Origin of the sequence: Micromonospora sp. NPDC005205, from assembly GCF_040608275.1 — a bacterium.
Taxonomy (GTDB): domain Bacteria; phylum Actinomycetota; class Actinomycetes; order Mycobacteriales; family Micromonosporaceae; genus Micromonospora.
In genome coordinates this window covers 21,813-38,823 of the sequence record NZ_JBEXHV010000011.1, presented here as the reverse complement: position 1 = coordinate 38,823, position 17,011 = coordinate 21,813, and the positions used below count along the sequence as shown (strand labels likewise).

At 70.6% G+C, this 17,011-nt stretch carries 16 protein-coding genes; 14 read left to right on the top strand and 2 right to left on the bottom strand.

The features are described 5' to 3' along the window. Positions 1–63: 63 nt before the first annotated feature. Complete coding sequence (locus ABZU43_RS20465) at positions 64–1,608, bottom strand: GGDEF domain-containing protein (protein WP_355008071.1); 1,545 nt, start codon at positions 1,606–1,608, stop codon at positions 64–66. Between the two features lie 73 nt (positions 1,609–1,681). Between ABZU43_RS20465 and prmC the strand changes: the two genes are divergently transcribed. From prmC to ABZU43_RS20445, 4 genes are all read left to right on the top strand, one after another. Continuing rightward, positions 1,682–2,629 (top strand): peptide chain release factor N(5)-glutamine methyltransferase, encoded by a 948-nt coding sequence (gene prmC, locus ABZU43_RS20460; protein WP_355008070.1) that lies wholly within the window; start codon positions 1,682–1,684, stop codon positions 2,627–2,629. Continuing rightward, positions 2,629–3,276: an L-threonylcarbamoyladenylate synthase gene (locus ABZU43_RS20455; RefSeq protein ID WP_091406475.1), complete on the top strand. Its 648-nt coding sequence runs from the start codon at positions 2,629–2,631 to the stop codon at positions 3,274–3,276. The genes prmC and ABZU43_RS20455 overlap by 1 nt, the downstream gene beginning before the upstream one ends. Further along, a complete protein-coding gene (locus ABZU43_RS20450) occupies positions 3,277–3,888 on the top strand; it encodes a phosphotyrosine protein phosphatase (protein WP_355008069.1) in 612 nt (203 codons plus the stop codon). A gap of 106 nt (positions 3,889–3,994) precedes the next feature. Next, on the top strand, positions 3,995–6,106 hold the full coding sequence (locus tag ABZU43_RS20445; RefSeq protein ID WP_355008068.1) for a transglycosylase domain-containing protein: 2,112 nt from the start codon (positions 3,995–3,997) through the stop codon (positions 6,104–6,106). 414 nt (positions 6,107–6,520) lie between these two features. Here the strand turns inward: ABZU43_RS20445 and ABZU43_RS20440 are convergent, their stop codons facing one another. Beyond that, positions 6,521–7,984 carry an SDR family oxidoreductase gene (locus ABZU43_RS20440; protein ID WP_355008067.1) on the bottom strand — a complete coding sequence of 488 codons (1,464 nt, stop codon included), beginning with the start codon at positions 7,982–7,984 and terminating at the stop codon, positions 6,521–6,523. A 35-nt stretch (positions 7,985–8,019) separates the two neighbouring features. On the opposite strand from ABZU43_RS20440, the gene glyA reads away from it, so the two are divergent. The 10 genes from glyA to atpD all read left to right on the top strand — a co-directional run bounded on the left by glyA (position 8,020) and on the right by atpD (position 16,812). Then, entirely contained in the window at positions 8,020–9,309 is a 1,290-nt protein-coding gene (gene glyA, locus ABZU43_RS20435) for a serine hydroxymethyltransferase (RefSeq protein ID WP_355008066.1), read from the top strand. After that, complete coding sequence (locus ABZU43_RS20430) at positions 9,302–9,727, top strand: hypothetical protein (RefSeq protein ID WP_355008065.1); 426 nt, start codon at positions 9,302–9,304, stop codon at positions 9,725–9,727. The genes glyA and ABZU43_RS20430 overlap by 8 nt, the downstream gene beginning before the upstream one ends. 181 nt (positions 9,728–9,908) lie before the next feature. Then, the gene (locus ABZU43_RS20425; protein ID WP_355008064.1) at positions 9,909–10,145 is read left to right on the top strand and encodes a hypothetical protein; all 237 of its coding nucleotides are present in this window, start codon (positions 9,909–9,911) and stop codon (positions 10,143–10,145) included. Positions 10,146–10,156: 11 nt separating this feature from the next. Beyond that, positions 10,157–10,954 (top strand): F0F1 ATP synthase subunit A, encoded by a 798-nt coding sequence (gene atpB, locus ABZU43_RS20420; RefSeq protein WP_355008063.1) that lies wholly within the window; start codon positions 10,157–10,159, stop codon positions 10,952–10,954. Between the two features lie 65 nt (positions 10,955–11,019). Beyond that, a complete protein-coding gene (locus tag ABZU43_RS20415) occupies positions 11,020–11,253 on the top strand; it encodes an ATP synthase F0 subunit C (protein ID WP_091405890.1) in 234 nt (77 codons plus the stop codon). A gap of 32 nt (positions 11,254–11,285) precedes the next feature. Next, the gene (locus tag ABZU43_RS20410) at positions 11,286–11,825 is read left to right on the top strand and encodes a F0F1 ATP synthase subunit B (RefSeq protein WP_355008234.1); all 540 of its coding nucleotides are present in this window, start codon (positions 11,286–11,288) and stop codon (positions 11,823–11,825) included. Then, positions 11,825–12,646, top strand: coding sequence for a F0F1 ATP synthase subunit delta (locus ABZU43_RS20405; RefSeq protein WP_355008062.1), 822 nt, complete (start codon positions 11,825–11,827; stop codon positions 12,644–12,646). The genes ABZU43_RS20410 and ABZU43_RS20405 overlap by 1 nt, the downstream gene beginning before the upstream one ends. A 143-nt stretch (positions 12,647–12,789) precedes the next feature. Continuing rightward, entirely contained in the window at positions 12,790–14,442 is a 1,653-nt protein-coding gene (gene atpA / locus ABZU43_RS20400) for a F0F1 ATP synthase subunit alpha (protein WP_355008061.1), read from the top strand. Positions 14,443–14,446: 4 nt separating this feature from the next. Further along, a complete protein-coding gene (locus tag ABZU43_RS20395) occupies positions 14,447–15,376 on the top strand; it encodes a F0F1 ATP synthase subunit gamma (protein ID WP_355008060.1) in 930 nt (309 codons plus the stop codon). After that, positions 15,376–16,812, top strand: coding sequence for a F0F1 ATP synthase subunit beta (atpD, locus tag ABZU43_RS20390; protein ID WP_355008059.1), 1,437 nt, complete (start codon positions 15,376–15,378; stop codon positions 16,810–16,812). Before ABZU43_RS20395 ends, atpD begins: the two co-directional genes overlap by 1 nt. Positions 16,813–17,011 lie beyond the last annotated feature (199 nt).

The window sequence follows — 17,011 nt, the reverse complement described above, 5'->3', positions numbered from 1 at the left end:
ATTGTGGCGTCGTGGGCCTTTTGTGGGGCACCACAACTCCATGATCGACCCCGCAGGGGGTGATCAGCTTGCGCGCGGACGGGTCTTGGCGCGGAGCATCTCGCGGTCGGCCTGCTCGAACGCGACGCTGAGCGCGTCGCGCAGCCCGCTGCCACCGGAGACCTCGGCGAAGCCGATGCTGACCCCGACCGGGGTGCCCGGGACCAACGACTCCCAGTCCTCCAGGCGGACCGCTGCCTCGATCCGGCGGGCCACCTCGGCGGCCTCGAGCATGCCGGTGTCCGGCAGCACCACCACGAATTCGTCACCGCCGTAGCGGGCCACGAAGTCGCCCCGGCGCATCACCCGGTTGATCACGCCGGCGATGCGTTGCAGCACCAGGTCGCCCGAGTGGTGCCCGTGCCGGGTGTTGACCGCTTTGAAACCGTCCAGGTCGCAGACGCCGATCACCACTCGATCGCCGCGGGTGACCACTGCCGTTATGTAGCGCTCCAACCGGCGGCGGTTGGGCAGCCCGGTGAGCGGGTCGGTCAACGCCTCGCCCTCGAAGCGTGCCGCCTCACGGCGCATCTCCTCGTGGTCGATGCGGGCGGCGATGCCGTCGATGTAGACGTCGCGCAGCCGGTCGTTGCGCTGCGCGGCGAGCCGGAACGCCAGCCGGTCGGCCCGGTGCGCCGCCAGGTGGTCCCCGGCGCGGGTCAACGCGATGCTGCGCAGCCGTGCCGGCTCGGCCGCCCCGAGCGTCTCGTTGGAGACCTGGACGGTGTCCAGTCGGGCGACCGCCTCGATCGGCCGACCGTCGGCGACGGCGAGGCACACCTGCCCGAGCTGACGCAGGTCGCGGGCGCGGGCGCTGTCCCCGCCATGGGTCATCAACCGGGCCGGCTCGGGGCCTTCGGTCGCCACCTGATCGCCGAGCGCGGCCTGTCGAGCCGCCGCGTAGCCGTATGCGGCGAGGCTGCTCGGGCGTAGCTGGGCCGCCCGCCCGGCGCGGACGAAGCGGGTCAGGTCGGAGGCCACGTCCCGGAGCACCCGCAGGCAACCGTCGCTGTCGCCGTTGTGGTCGAGGGCCACCGCGTTGCGCAGCCGGATGCCCGGCGCGGCGAACGTCTCCTCCGGGATCCCGGCGGTCAGCCCGAGCTGCCGGGCCCGCTCGATGGCCCCCAGGGCGTACCCGTGGAAGCTGAGGTAGCTGTAGGCCATGGCCAGGTCGTGCCAGCCCCAGGCGGTGTCCCGGTCCGGGTCGGCGACGGCACCCAGAGCCCGAGCCGCCCGGACGAGGTGCATGACGCAGCGGTCCAGTGCGCCCTGGTGGTGCGCGGCGAGCGCGGCAAGGGCGTTGAGGTGACCGTGCAGATAGGGCTCGGCGAGGTCGCGGACCGCCGCCGACGCCTCTTCGATGGCCCGGGTGAACTCCGCCGTCCGACCGAGATTGATCAGCGCGGAGAGGCGCTGCACCATGGCGTCCGCTCGCGCCGCCGGGTCGTCGGTGGTGCGGATCACACGCTCCAGCAGGACGTACGCCTCCGCGGAGCGGCTTGCCTCCTGCAACGCCCGGGCGTGCGTCAGGGCGTCAACCTGGTCATCGACCCGGTCGAGCCAGCCCACCCGTCAACCTCCTGTCGTGCGCGCCTGGGCGCACCTGTTCGTCACGTCGCCCGCGACGCTTCATGATTATGTCGTGAGTACTTTGCCGCAACACCCCCCCGAAGGGACAGGCCCCATCCGGCCGTCCGCCGCGGTGGCCCGAGCGGCCCGCGCCCTCGCCGCCGCCGGGGTCGGCTCCGCCCGGGTGGAGGCCGAGTTGCTGGCGGCGTACGTGCTCGGGGTTTCCCGGGGTCGGTTGGCCATCGCCGACGGCCTGAGCGACGACCAGGTGGCGCGGCTCGACGAGTTGACGCGCCGCCGCGCCGCACGTGAGCCGTTGCAGCACCTGACCGGGCGGGCCGGGTTCCGGCACCTGGAGCTGTCGGTCGGCCCGGGTGTCTTCGTGCCCCGCCCGGAGACCGAGCTGTTGGCCGGCTGGGGCGTCGAGCAGGCCCAGGGGCGGCCCGACCCGGTGGTGGTGGACCTGTGCAGCGGCTCGGGCGCGATCGCCCTCGCGGTGGCTCAGGAGCTGCCGGGGGCGCGGGTGATCGCTGTTGAGCGGTCTGCGGGGGCGCTGGTGTGGCTACGGCGCAACGCGGCGGAGCGCGCCGCGGCGGGGGACCGGCCGATCGAGGTGGTCGAGGCCGATGTGACAGCGCCGGACCTGCTGGCCGAACTGGTGGGCCGGGTGGACGTCCTGCTCTGCAACCCGCCGTACGTGCCGGACGACGTGGTGGTCCCGCCGGAGGTGGCCGGGCACGACCCGGCGGAGGCGGTCTTCGGCGGCGCGGACGGTCTGGTGGTGATCCGGCCGGTCGTCGCCCGGGCGGCGGTGCTGTTGCGCCCGGGGGGTGCGTTCGGCGTCGAGCACGACGACACCCACGGCGCGGCGGTGCCCGAGCTGCTCGCCCAGGACGGCGGCTTCACCGCTGTCGCGGAGCATCTGGACCTCACCGGGCGTCCCCGCTACGCGACCGCGTCCCGACGGGCGGACGGCCAGCACGCCCCGATCGGGGCGGCGTGGCAGACTGACTCCTCGTGATGCTCTACGACTGCCGATCGCCCGCCGATCGGGACCGCGGCATCGCCGCGGCGATCGAGGCGGTCAAGAACGGCGAGCTGGTCGTTCTCCCGACGGACACCGTGTACGGGATCGGCGCGGACGCGTTCACCCCGTACGCGGTGAAGGCGCTGCTCGATGCCAAGGGCCGGGGTCGGCAGATGCCGCCGCCGGTGCTGATCGGCTCGCGGCACACCCTGGACGGGTTGGTCTTCTCGCTGCCCACTGCCGCCCGGGACCTCGTGGAGGCGTTCTGGCCGGGTGCCCTGACGATCGTGGTCGAGCACTCGCCGAGCCTGCAGTGGGACCTGGGCGACAAGACTGGCACGGTGGCGGTGCGGATGCCGCTGCACCCGGTGGCGTTGGAGGTGCTGCGCGAGACCGGCCCGATGGCGGTCTCGTCGGCCAACAAGACCGGCCAGCCGGCCGCGGTCACCGCCGACGAGGCACGTGACCAGCTCAGCTACTCGGTGCGGGCCTACCTGGAGGCCGGCCCCTGCCCGGATCCGGTGCCCAGCACGATCGTCGATCTGACCGGTGAGGTGCCGCAGCTGTTGCGGGCCGGGGCGATCCCGTTGGAGAAGCTGCGCGACGTGGTTCCCGATCTCGTCGACGGTCGGGCGGTCTGAGTGCCCCCGTTCACTGTTCTGCACGTCTGCATGGGCAACATCTGCCGCTCGCCGATGGCGGAGCGGCTGCTGGCCCTGGCGGTGCGGGAGCGGCTGACCCGGCGTTCGCAGGATCCGGCCCAGGCCGAGGAGCTGGTGCACAGCCACAGCGCCGGCACGGGTGGCTGGCACGCGGGTGAGGAGATGAACCCGCCGGCGGCACGGCAGGTCACCGGCCGTGGTGGGGACGTGGCGGGGTTCGCCGCGCGCAAGCTGCGCTCGGACCACATCGACGCCGCCGACCTGGTCCTGACCGCCACCGCCGACCAGCAGGAGTACGTGGTGGCGCTTCGTCCGGACGCGGCGGCCCGCACGTTCGTGCTGGGCGAGTTCGGCCGGCTGCTGGCCGCCGTGGACACCGCCGCGCTGCCGCCTGGTGACGCCACCCCGGAGGCCGTGTACGCCCGGGGGATGGCCCTGGTGGCGGCGGCGCACGACGCGCGGCTCGGCGCCTCGGCGCTGACCACCGATGATCTGGATGACCCGTGGGGTCGTGGCGACCAGTGCTTCAGCCGGGTCGCCGACGAGATCGAGGAGACGGTCCACCCGCTGGCCGGCGCGCTGCTGCCCTGAGCGTGGTGCGAGTTTCCTCCGGGTTTGGGGAAAACCCAGGGCCAAAGGGGCGTTCCGGGTCATTCTGAACGGGTCCTAGCGTGACCGGCTCCTGCGGGGAGAGCTGATGATCCGGGCCCAACTCGACAAACTGCTGACCGTGGTGATCGCCGGAGTGCTGGCCGGGTTGGTGCTGGCCGCCGCCGCACTGCCCGCGGCCCTGGTCTTCGGGATCGGCTTCAGCGCCCTGTCGACGCCGTACTCGGAGCTGCCGAACACACTCCGGACGCCGCCCACCGCGCAGCGCTCCAACCTGTACGCCAACGACGGCACCACAGTGATCACCTCCTTCTACCAGGAGGACCGGGTGGACGTGCCGCTGCACGAGGTGGCGCCGGTCATGCGCCGGGCGATCGTGGCCGCCGAGGACGTCCGGTTCTACCAGCACAGCGGGGTCGACCTGCGGGGCGTCGTGCGCGCGTTCACAGTGAACAAGCGCGACGGCCAGACCCGGCAGGGCGCCTCCACGCTGACCATGCAGTACGTCCGCAACGTGCTCAGCAACGACCCTCGGCTGACCGAGGCGCAGCGGGACGCCGCCACCGAACTCACCACCGTCCGCAAGCTCCAGGAGATGCGGTACGCGCTCGCGTTGGAGCGGGAACTCGACAAGGACGAGATCCTGACCCGTTACCTCAACATCGCCTACTTCGGTGCCGGGGCGTACGGCATCGCGGCGGCCAGCAAGCGGTACTTCTCCCGCTCCCCGGCCGAGCTGACCCTGGCCCAGGCGGCACTGCTCGCCGGTCTGGTGCGCTCGCCGGACAGCGACGACCCGATCAACGGCGACGCCGACAGCGCGGTGGCCCGACGCTCGTACGTGTTGGAGCGGCTGGTGGAGACGGGGCAGGTGCCGGCGGACGCGGCGGCGGCGGCCCGCGCCGAACCGCTGCAACTGCGGCCCAGCGAGACCCCGAACGACTGCACGGGTGTGCCCGACGCGCACCGCGACTGGGGCTTCTTCTGCGACTGGTTCACCCGCTGGTGGAGCAGCCAGTCCGCGTTCGGGGCGACCGCCGACGAACGGCAGCGCACGCTGCGCCGGGGCGGTTTCTCCATCGTGTCGTCGCTGGACCCGGGGGTGCAGCGGGCCACCACCGAGCAGGTGCTGAAGATCTACGCGCCGACCAGGGCCGAGGCGGTGCCCACCGCGGTGGTGCAACCGGGCACCGGGCGGGTGCTGGCCATGTCGGTGAACCGCTCCTACAGCGTGGCGGACAACCCGGTCGGGCAGAAGAACCGACCGAACACCGTCAACCAGTTGGTCGCCGGCGGCGGCGCGATCGAGGGGTACCAGGGCGGCTCGACGTTCAAGCTCTTCACCCTGCTCGCCGCGCTGGAGTCCGGCCTGCCGCTGTCGACCGACTTCGTGGCGCCGACCCAGTTGCTCACCCGCTTCCCGGTGACCGGGGCAGCGAGCTGCGACGGACGGTGGTGCCCGGCGAACGCCAGCCCGTCGTCGATGGACGGCCCCCGCACCATGTGGAGCGCGTTCGGCCGCTCGGTGAACACGTACTTCGCCTGGCTCACCGAGAAGGTCGGTGCCGACCGGGTGGTGGAGATGGCCGAGCGGCTCGGCATCGTGCTGCGGGCCGAGTCCGACGCCAAGCTGGCCCGCTACGGCGCGAAGGACTGGGGTCCGTTCACCCTGGGCGTGGCCGCGACCACCCCGTTGGACCTGGCCAGCGCGTACGCCACAGTGGCGGCCGAAGGAACCTGGTGCGCGCCGCTGCCGGTGGTCTCGATCACCGACTCGGGCGGCCGACCGGTCGACGCCGCCAAGCCGGACTGCCGACAGGTGCTCGACCCCGACGTGGCACGGGCGGCCACCGACGCGGCCCGCTGCCCGGTCGGCGACCAGTCGATGTACGGGCGCTGCGACGGCGCCACCGCACCCGGGCTGCGGGCGAAGCTCGGCCGCCCGGTGGCGGGCAAGACCGGCAGCTCCGAGCGGTACGAGACGGAGACGGTGGTGGCGTTCACGCCGCAACTCGCGGTCGCCTCGATGGCCGCGAACCCGGACGATCCCCGGGACGCGGTCGGTCAGGCGGTGCAGGCCCAGATGGTGAACGCCGTCGGCGAAGTGCTCGCCTTCGCCCTGCGCGACCAACCAATCCGCGACTTCGTCCCGCCGAGCGAACGCACCGCCTTCCAAACCCAACCCCAAGCCGGCAACTAACCCACCCCACCCCACCCCTCCCCACCCCCAAGCCCACCCCACCCCACCCCAGCCCGGTCGATCATGGACTTGTGGTGGGCATTGAATCCACAAGCGCCCTTTTTGTGGGGCACCACAACTCCATGATCGACGCGGGCGACGCGCGCGACGCGGGTAGCGCGAGACGCGCCCTGCCCCCCGCCCGCCTCACTCCCGCGATCTTGCAGTTTCTGTCGCGACATAGGGCGCACCAGCTCTCAAATCGACAACACAAAGTGCAAGATCGCGGAGTGGGGCGGGCGTGAGTGCGGCGGGGCGGGGTGCGGCGACGCGAGCGATGCCGCCGCGCGCGAGGCGGGAGGCGCGGGAGACACGAGAGGCGCGGGAGACACGAGAGGCGCGGGAGAGAGGGGAGGCGCGGGAGGCGCGGGGTGGTTAGCGGGGTTGTTCGGCGTTGCGGGCTATGTTGCGGGCCATTCCGCCGAAGACCACCGCGTGGAACGGGGCCACCGACTTCCAGTAGGCGTGCCCCGGCAGGCCGCGCGGCAGGAAGACGGCGCGTTGCTGGTAGCGGCTGCGGCCGTCGTCGGCCGGCAGGACCCGCATCTCCAGCCAGGCCCGGCCAGGTAGGCGCATTTCGGCGCGCAGTCTCAGCAGCTCGCCCGGGATGATCTCCTCGACCCGCCAGAAGTCCAGCGCCTCGCCGACCTGGAGGCGGTGCGGGTCGCGTCGACCTCGCCGCAGCCCGACCCCGCCGACCAGCCGGTCCAGCCAGCCGCGGATCGACCAGGCGAGGGGGAACGAGTACCAGCCGTGTTCGCCACCGACGCCCTCGACGACCCGCCAGAGCGCGGTGGGTGGTGCGTCAACCGCTCGCTCCCGGACGTCGGTGTAGGCGGTGCCACCGGACCACACCGGGTCGGTGGGCAGTGGCTCGGCGGGCGCGTCCGGGCCGCTCGCTGTGGACCAGCGGGTCTCCACCTGGGCGTCGCGCACCTTGGCCAGCGCCAGCGCCACCGCCTCGTCGAAGCCGGTCAGCCCGCCGGGCGGGTCGGGGATGTAGCGGGCGATGTCGTGTTCGTGGGCGACCGCTTCGTGGATCAGGCTCTCCACCAGGGGGCGGGCAATCTTGTTCGGCACCGGGGTGATCAGCCCGACCCAGTGCGAGGAGAGGGACGGGGTGAGCGGGCGGACCGGCACGATGATCCGCCGGCGCAGCCCGGCCACCCGGGCGTAACGCTGCATCATCTCGAGGAAGGTCAGCACGTCCGGACCGCCGACGTCGAAGCCCCGGTTGACCTCGGTCGGCAGTTCGGCGCAGCCGGCCAGGTAGTGCAGCACGTCGCGGACCGCTATCGGTTGGATCCGGTTGCGGACCCAACGTGGGGTGATCATGGCGGGCAGCCGCTCGGTCAGGTAACGCAGCATCTCGAACGACGCCGAGCCGGACCCGATGATCACCGCGGCGCGGAGCACCGCAGTGGGCACTCCGCTGCCCAGCAGGATCCGGCCGACCTCGGCACGGGACCGCAGGTGCGGGGAGGGCACCTCCGCGTCGGACGCCGGCTCGGGGCCGCCCAGGTAGACGATCCGCCGTACGCCGGCCGCGCGCGCGGCGGCCGCGAAGTTGGTCGCCGCCGCCCGGTCGGCCGCCTCGAAGTCGGACCGGCCCAGCGAGTGCACCAGGAAGTACGCGACGTCCACGTCGGCGAACGCGGCGGGCAGCGTCTCCGGCCGACTCAGGTCTCCTTCGACGATTTCGGCCGCCGAGGCCCAGGGCACGTCGCGCAGCCGTACCGCCTTGCGGGCGAGGCAGCGCACTGTGTGCCCGTCGGCGAGCAGCAGCGGCGTCAGCCGCCCGCCGATGTAGCCGGTAGCGCCGGTGACGAGGCATCTCACGGGTTCCAGTGTGAGGCCCCCTAGACTCGTTCGCTGTGGAGACCGAGACGAGCACCTTCTGGGGGCCGGATTTCGCGCAGCTCAGGGCCACCGACCCGGAGATCGCCGGGGTGGTCCTCGGCGAGTTGGACCGGTTGCGCGGCGGCCTGCAGCTCATCGCCAGCGAGAACCTGACCTCGCCGGCGGTGCTGGCCGCGCTCGGTTCGACGCTGACCAACAAGTACGCCGAGGGCTACCCGGGCCGGCGCTACTACGGCGGTTGTGCCGAGGTGGACCGGGCCGAGGAGATCGGCATCGCCCGGGCCAAGGAACTCTTCGGGGCCGAGCACGCGAACCTCCAGCCGCACTCCGGGGCGAGCGCCAACCTGGCCGCGTACGCCGCGTTGGTGCAGCCGGGGGACACGGTGCTGGCGATGGACCTGCCGCACGGCGGGCACCTCACCCACGGCAGCCGCGTGAACTTCTCCGGCAAGTGGTTCCACCCGGTCGGCTACCCGGTCCGGCCGGACACCGAGCAGATCGACTACGACGAGGTACGGGACCTGGCGCGGGCGCACCGACCCAAGCTGATCATCTGTGGGGCCACCGCGTACCCGCGCCTGATCGACTTCGCGCGGTTCCGGGAGATCGCCGACGAGGTCGGCGCGTACCTGATGGTGGACGCTGCGCACTTCATCGGCCTGGTCGCGGGTCGGGCGATCCCGTCCCCGGTGCCGTACGCCGATGTCGTCTGCGCCACCACCCACAAGGTGCTGCGCGGGCCGCGCGGCGGCATGATCCTGTGCCGCGAGTCGCTGGCCCAGCGGATCGACAAGGCGGTCTTCCCGTTCACCCAGGGCGGCCCGCTGATGCACGCGGTCGCGGCGAAGGCGGTCGCGCTGCGCGAGGCCGCCCAGCCGGAGTTCCAGACGTACGCCCGGCAGGTGGTGAGCAACGCCCAGGCGCTCGCCGCCGGGCTGGCCGACGAGGGGATGCGCCCGGTGTCCGGTGGCACCGACACCCACCTCGCCCTGATCGACCTGCGGGAGCTGGGTGTGACCGGCACCGAGGCCGAGCGACGCTGCGACGCCGCGTCGATCACCCTGAACAAGAACGCCATCCCGTACGACCCGCAGCCGCCGATGGTGGCCTCCGGCATCCGGGTGGGCACACCGAGTGTCACCACGCAGGGGATGCGCGAGGGGGAGTTGCGCCAGGTGGCGACCCTGATCGCCCGTGCGGTGCGCACCGATCCCGGTGCTGCGGGCGGGGTCGACGAGTTGACCCGGCTCGGTGCCGAGGTGGCCGAGCTGGTCGCGGCGTTCCCGGCGTACCCCCGTGGCTGAGCCCGGGGTGGTCGAGCCGGGCTCAGACCGGCGGTGGCGGCTGCGGCACCTGCCGGTGTTGCTGGCCGCGTCGGCGGCGCTCGCCGTGGTCGCCGCTGTGGTGGGCGGAGTGACCGGCGGTGTGACGGCAGCGGTCGGCGCGGCGGCCGGCGTGGGCGTCACGGTGCTCAGCTACACCCTCACCACGGTGGTGCTGGCGCGGGCCGACCAGGCCAACCCGCAGTTGCTGCTGCCGCTCGGGGTGGGCCTGTACGTGCTGAAGTTCAGCCTGTTGGGTGCGGTGCTGGTGGCGGTGGCGTCGACTGGTTGGCCCGGTTTGATCCCTCTTTGCCTTGGCATCGTCGCCGGGGTGGCAGTGTGGACAGCGGTGCACCTCTGGTGGCTGACCACGGTGCACGCTCGCCGGCCGCACGGCTGACCTGGCGGTCGTCCCAACCAGCGGACGCGCCGCAATGTGTCGGCCTCCGGTCATTTTCCGACGGGCGGAAGGGGAGTAGCGTGCCCACAGACGACGGCGCCCACGAGAAGCCCACACAACGACGGTTGTGCGGGGGGTGAGGCACAGCCTCGTCTTCCCGGCTGATATCGTTCGCCCCGTCATGGCTGGTGACCAAACCCCCCGTCCCGCCGGTGATTCGGACGATTATCCGTCCGGCGCCGGTCAGGGTTGGACCGCGCTCAGCTACCTCATCGGAGGAATGCTCGTGTGGGGTTTCATCGGCTGGCTGGTCGACCAGTGGCTCGATACAGGTGGCGTCGCCACCGGGATCGGCGTCGTGCTCGGCGTGACCGGGGGGATCATCCTCGTCGTCCGTCGGCTCGGCACGCCTACTTAGGAAGGGACACGGTGTTCGGACAGGCGAACGTTCTGGCAGCGGGCCAGGCGGCATTCCCACCCAGTGTGGACGACTTCTACCTGCCCGCGATCGTGCCCTGGGGCGTGGAGAACGCCCCGTGGTTCACCAAGTTCACGCTGATGATCTGGATCGCGGTCGGCGTTCTGATCATCTTCTTCCTGGCGACCTATCGGAACCCGCAGTTGGTGCCGACCAAGAAGCAGTGGTTCGCCGAGTCGATCTACGGCTTCGTGCGCAACAACATCTCGGTCGACATGATCGGTCACCAGGGCGTGCGGTTCGCTCCGTACTTCACGACGCTGTTCTGCTTCGTGCTGTTGACGAACTCGTTCGCGATCATTCCGTTCTTCCAGATCTCGCCGAACTCGCACATCGCCTTCCCGGCGATCCTCGCGGTGATCAGCTACGTGCTGTTCAACTACATCGGCATCCGGCACCACGGCTTCGGCAAATACTTCAAGCACGCCCTGATCCCGCCGGCACCGTGGTACATCCTGCCGCTGCTGATCCCGATCGAGGCGTTCTCGACCTTCATCATCCGGCCGTTCTCGCTGGCCGTCCGTCTCTTCGCGAACATGTTCGCCGGCCACATGCTCCTGCTGGTCTTCACGCTCGGCGGCTTCGCGATGCTCAACGCCAACGCCTGGCTGGCGCCGATCTCGGTGGTCTCCTGGGTGATGACAGTGGCGCTGACCCTCCTCGAGGCGCTGGTCATCGTCCTGCAGGCATACGTCTTCACCGTGCTGAGCGCCAGCTACATCCAGGGCGCGCTCGCCGAAGAGCACTGATCCACGCACCAACCGTTGTCGTCCCGCGTGAGAGTCACGCGTGATAACCAGGAGGAACCACACCAATGGACGCTAGCGTTCTCGCCGAGGTCACCGGTAGCACCGCTGCCATCGGCTACGGTCTCGCCGCCATCGGCCCGGGCATCGGCGTTGGCCTGGTCTTCGCCGCCTACATCCAGTCGACCGCCCGGCAGCCCGAGTCGTCGCGCATGACCCTGCCGTACGTCTGGATCGGCTTCGCCGTCATCGAGGCGCTCGCGCTGTTCGGCATCGCCTTCGGCTTCATCTGGGCCGGCTGATTCCGCCCCTTCCGACCGGGAGGTCACCCATGTTGTTCCTCCTCGCCGCCGAGGGTGGTGAGTCAGACCACAACCCGATCATTCCGATCTGGCAGGAGATCGTGGTCGGCACGGTCGCCTTCGCCGTGCTCTGCTTCGTGCTGATGAAGTTCGTCTTCCCGCGCATGGAGCAGACGTTCCAGGCTCGGGTCGACGCGATCGAGGGCGGCATCAAGCGCGCCGAGGCCGCCCAGGCCGAGGCGAACCAGCTGCTCGAGCAGTACCGTGCCCAGCTCGCTGAGGCTCGGACCGACGCCGCCAAGATCCGTGACGACGCGCGGGCCGACGCCGAGGGCATCCGCCAGGACATCCTCGTCAAGGCGCGGGAAGAGTCCGACCGGGTCATCCAGGCGGGCAAGGATGCGCTCGCCGCCGAGCGGGCCACCATCGTGCGCGAGCTGCGCGCGGAGGTCGGCACCATCGCGGTGGACCTGGCCAGCAAGATCGTTGGCGAGTCGCTGGCCGACGAGGCGCGGCGTAAGGGCACCGTCGACCGGTTCCTGAGCGGCCTCGAGAGCACGGGGGCCCGCTGATGCAGGCCGCCAGCCGGGAGTCGTACAAGGTCGCGGCCGAGCGCCTCGACGCGTACGTCCGCGGCGCGGAGCCGTCGGCGGTGGCCTCCACCGCCGACGCCATCCTCTCCGTGGCGACCCTGCTGCGGCGTGAGCCGCGGCTGCGCCGGGCGCTCTCCGAGCCGGCCCGCTCCGGCGAGGATCGCGGGGCGCTGCTCGGCGACATGCTGGGCGGGCGGATCGGCGCGGACGCGCTCGACCTGCTCGTGTCGCTGGTCGCCGGCCGGTGGTCGGCACCGTCGGAGCTGCTCGACGGCACCGAGCGGTTGGGCGTGGAGGCGCTGCTGGCCAGCGCCGACAAGGCCGGCGAGTTGGGCGAGGTCGAGGACGAGCTGTTCCGCTTCGGCCAGGTCGTCTCCGGGCAGTCGGCGCTGAGCAACGCGCTCGCCGACCCGGTCGCCCCGGTCGAGCAGCGGGCCACCCTGGCCCGCGAGCTGCTGGCCGACAAGGCCCGCCCGGTCACCGTCCGCCTCGTCGAGGCGGCGCTCGGCGGGTTCGGGGGACGCTCCTTCAGCGGGGCGCTCACCCGGCTGGTCGAGCTGGCCGCCGACCGGCGTGACCGGCAGGTGGCGTACGTGACGGTCGCGGCCCCGTTGAGTGACGAGGACGAGCGTCGGCTGGGTGCGAGCCTCACCGCGATATACGGTCGAGAGGTCTCCGTCAAGCAGACGGTCGACCCCGCCGTTCTCGGTGGCGTGAGCGTCCGGGTCGGTTCCGACCTGTACGACGGCACCATCCTGCGCCGCCTCAACGAGACCCGCAACGCGCTCGCGAAGCGCTGAACGGCTTCGCCGCCCAGCAATGCGGTGGTTCCGCCGCCTCACCGCTGGGGCGGCTCCGCCGCCGCAGCGCCCGGATTGACAGACGCCATTCGGACCGGTTGGTACTAGGTATCCCGGGCCCCTGAATTTTAAGGAAGCAGAGGATGGCCGAGCTGACCATCTCGACGGAGGAGATCCGCGGCGCCCTGGAGCGCTACGTCTCCTCTTACTCGTCCGACGTCTCCCGCGAGGAGGTCGGCACCGTCGCCGACACCGGCGACGGCATCGCCCACGTCGAGGGCCTGCCCTCGACCAAGACCAACGAGCTCCTGGAGTTCGAGGACGGCACGCTCGGCGTGGCGTTGAACCTCGACGTGCGGGAGATCGGCGTCGTCGTCCTCGGTGACTCCGCCAAGCTCGCGGAGGGCCAACGGGTCAAGCGCACCGACCGGGTCCTCTCGGTCCCGGTCGGCGACGCCTTCCTCGGCCGCGTGGTCAACGCCCTCGGCCAGCCGATCGACGGCCTCGGCGACATCGCCGAGGAGGGCTACCGCGAGCTGGAGCTGCAGGCTCCGAACGTGATGGCCCGGCAGTCGGTGTTCGAGCCGCTGCAGACCGGCATCAAGGCCATCGACGCGATGACGCCGATCGGCCGGGGCCAGCGGCAGCTGATCATCGGTGACCGGAAGACCGGCAAGACCACCGTCGCGCTGGACGCCATCCTCAACCAGCGGGACAACTGGCGCACCGGCGACCCGAAGAAGCAGGTCCGCTGCATCTACGTCGCCATCGGCCAGAAGGCCTCCACCATCGCCTCGATCAAGGGGCAGCTGGAGGAGGCGGGCGCGCTGGAATACACCACTATCGTCGCCTCGCCGGCCTCCGACCCGGCCGGCTTCAAGTACCTCGCCCCGTACACCGGCTCGTCCATCGGGCAGCACTGGATGTACGGCGGCAAGCACGTTCTGATCGTCTTCGACGACCTGAGCAAGCAGGCCGAGGCGTACCGGGCCGTGTCGCTGCTGCTGCGTCGCCCGCCGGGCCGTGAGGCGTACCCGGGTGACGTCTTCTACCTGCACTCCCGCCTGCTGGAGCGCTGCGCGAAGCTCTCCGACGAGCTGGGTGGCGGCTCGATGACCGGTCTGCCGATCATCGAGACGAAGGCCAACGACATCTCGGCCTTCATCCCGACCAACGTCATCTCGATCACCGACGGCCAGATCTTCCTGGAGACCGACCTGTTCAACCAGGGCGTTCGTCCGGCGATCAACGTCGGCACCTCGGTCTCCCGGGTCGGTGGCGCCGCGCAGGTGAAGCCGATGAAGAAGGTCTCTGGTTCGCTGCGGCTCAACCTGGCCCAGTACCGCGAGCTGGAGGCGTTCGCCGCCTTCGCCTCGGACCTGGACCGCGCGTCGCAGAACCAGCTGAACCGTGGTTCGCGTCTGGTGGAGCTGCTCAAGCAGTCGAACTACTCGCCGTACCCGGTGCAGGAAGAGGTCGTCTCGGTCTGGTCCGGCGTCGAGGGCAAGCTCGACGACATCCCGGTCGGCGAGGTGCGGCGCTTCGAGTCGGAGTTCCTCCAGTACCTGCGGCACAAGCACGAGGGTGTCCTCGCGTCGATCGCCGACAACCAGTGGAACGACGACATCACCGGCTCCCTGGACACCGCGATCGCGGAGTTCAAGCAGGTCTTCCTCAACAAGGAGGACGAGCGCAAGGTCAACGACGCGCCGGCCACCCCGCTTGAGGGCGACGAGAACCGCGAGACGGTGACCCGCTTCCGCGACAGCGCGACCGACCGCCCGGCCGAGAGCTGATCCCATGGCGGCCCAGGTTCGCGTTCTTCGTCAACGAATCCGCTCGGCGAAGTCGATGAAGAAGATCACCAAGGCGATGGAGCTCGTGGCGACGAGCCGGATCGCCAAGGCCCAGGCCCGGGTGCAGGCGTCCCTGCCGTACGCCCAGGCCATCACCGGTGTGCTCACGGCGCTGGCGTCCAACGCGCGGATCGACCACCCGCTGCTCACCCCGCGCGAGCGGGTGCGGCGGGCGGGTGTCCTGTTGGTCACCAGCGACCGTGGCCTGGCCGGCGGTTACAGCTCCAACGCGATCAGGATGGCCGAGTCGCTGGTCGCGCGGCTCAAGGCGGACGGCAAGGAGCCGGTGCTCTACGTCATCGGGCGTAAGGGCGTCGGGTTCTACCGGTTCCGCGACCGGCCGATCGAGGCGAACTGGACCGGGTTCAGCGAGCAGCCGTCGTTCGAGGACGCCCGTACCGTGGGTGAGACGCTGATCAAGGCGTTCACCGCCGGTGCGGACGACGTCGACGGTGGCGCTGGCGCGGACGGGGTGCTCGGCGTCGACGAGTTGCACATCGTCTACACCGAGTTCCACTCGCTGATGACGCAGAACCCGGTCACGAAGATCATCGGCCCGATGCAGGTCGAGGACCGGCCGCGCTCCGAAGGACTGCTGCCGGCGTACGAGTTCGAGCCCGAGGCGGAGGCGCTGCTCGACGCGCTTCTGCCGAGGTACATCAACACGCGGATCTACGCGGCGTTGCTCGAGTCGGCGGCGAGTGAGTCGGCGGCACGGCGGCGGGCGATGAAGAGCGCCACCGACAACGCCGAAGAGATGATCGAGAAGTACACGCGTGAGATGAACTCGGCCCGTCAGGCCGGGATCACCCAGGAGATCAGCGAGATCGTCGGCGGCGCCAACGCGCTTGCCGCGTCGGGAAGTGAAGTGTGATGACTGCACCAGTAGAGACCAAGACGGCCACGGGTCGCGTGGTCCGGGTCATCGGCCCGGTCGTCGACGCCGAGTTCCCGCGCGACGGCATGCCGGCCCTGTTCAACGCCCTGAACGTCACCGTGAGCCTGTCCGGCGGTGAGAAGACGCTGACCCTGGAGGTCGCCCAGCACCTGGGTGACAACCTGGTCCGCGCCATCTCGATGCAGCCGACCGACGGTCTGGTTCGCGGCGCGGAGGTGCGTGACCTCGGCGAGCCGATCAGTGTGCCGGTGGGCGACGCGGTCAAGGGCCACGTGTTCAACGCGATCGGCGAGGTGCTCAACCTCAAAGAGGGCGAGACGTTCGAGGCCGACGACCGGTGGGGTATCCACCGCAAGGCCCCGGCCTTCGCGGACCTGGAGCCGAAGACCGAGATGCTGGAGACCGGCATCAAGGTGATCGACCTGCTCGCCCCGTACGTCAAGGGCGGCAAGATCGGTCTGTTCGGCGGCGCGGGCGTGGGCAAGACGGTGCTCATCCAGGAGATGATCACCCGTGTTGCCCGTAACTTCGGTGGTACCTCGGTCTTCGCCGGCGTGGGTGAGCGCACCCGTGAGGGCAACGACCTCATCGCCGAGATGACCGAGTCCGGCGTCATCGACAAGACCGCGCTGGTCTACGGCCAGATGGACGAGCCGCCGGGCACCCGGCTGCGGGTGGCGCTCTCCGCGCTGACCATGGCGGAGTACTTCCGCGACGTGAAGAAGCAGGAGGTGCTGCTCTTCATCGACAACATCTTCCGCTTCACCCAGGCCGGCTCCGAGGTCTCCACCCTGCTCGGGCGTATGCCGAGCGCCGTGGGTTACCAGCCGACCCTGGCGGACGAGATGGGCGAGCTCCAGGAGCGGATCACCTCCGTCCGGGGCCAGGCCATCACCTCCATGCAGGCGATCTACGTGCCGGCGGACGACTACACCGACCCCGCCCCGGCCACCACGTTCGCCCACCTGGACGCGACCACCAACCTGGAGCGGTCGATCTCCGACAAGGGCATCTACCCGGCCGTGGACCCGCTGGCGTCCTCGTCCCGGATCCTCGCCCCGGAGTTCGTCGGCGCCGAGCACTTCCAGGTCGCCACCGAGGTGAAGCGGATCCTGCAGCGCTACAAGGACCTGCAGGACATCATCGCCATCCTCGGCATCGAGGAGCTCTCCGAGGAAGACAAGATCACCGTGGCCCGGGCCCGGCGGATCGAGCGCTTCCTGTCGCAGAACACCTACGCGGCGGAGCAGTTCACCGGCGTGCCGGGCTCGACGGTCCCGATCAAGGAGACCATCGAGGCGTTCCGCAAGATCAGCCAGGGTGAGTACGATCACTTCCCCGAGCAGGCGTTCTTCATGTGCGGCGGTCTCGAGGACCTGGAGAAGAAGGCTGAGGAGCTGATGAAGGCCTGACCAGCCCTCGTCGATCCCCGTAGCAAAAAGACTGCCCCGGCAATGCCGGGGCAGTCTTTTGTTCATGTTCGCGCCTTAGCATCGTCGCGGTCCGTTACTCGTGGTCGTCACTTACGCGGCTCCCGAGCTACGGTTCGATCCGCGCTCACCTGAACGAGCGTTGATCTTTGCAACCTTTCGACGACGTGCGCCCGTCTTC

Bases quoted from the DNA above. Each gene is read 5' to 3' on its own strand.
- atpA (WP_355008061.1), top strand. From the start codon at position 12,790: ATGGCCGAGCTGACCATCTCGACGGAGGAGATCCGCGGCGCCCTGGAG.
- ABZU43_RS20405 (WP_355008062.1), top strand. From the start codon at position 11,825: ATGCAGGCCGCCAGCCGGGAGTCGTACAAGGTCGCGGCCGAGCGCCTC.
- ABZU43_RS20395 (WP_355008060.1), top strand. From the start codon at position 14,447: ATGGCGGCCCAGGTTCGCGTTCTTCGTCAACGAATCCGCTCGGCGAAG.
- ABZU43_RS20455 (WP_091406475.1), top strand. From the start codon at position 2,629: ATGCTCTACGACTGCCGATCGCCCGCCGATCGGGACCGCGGCATCGCC.
- ABZU43_RS20445 (WP_355008068.1), top strand. From the start codon at position 3,995: ATGATCCGGGCCCAACTCGACAAACTGCTGACCGTGGTGATCGCCGGA.
- ABZU43_RS20425 (WP_355008064.1), top strand. From the start codon at position 9,909: ATGGCTGGTGACCAAACCCCCCGTCCCGCCGGTGATTCGGACGATTAT.
- atpD (WP_355008059.1), top strand. From the start codon at position 15,376: ATGACTGCACCAGTAGAGACCAAGACGGCCACGGGTCGCGTGGTCCGG.
- ABZU43_RS20415 (WP_091405890.1), top strand. From the start codon at position 11,020: ATGGACGCTAGCGTTCTCGCCGAGGTCACCGGTAGCACCGCTGCCATC.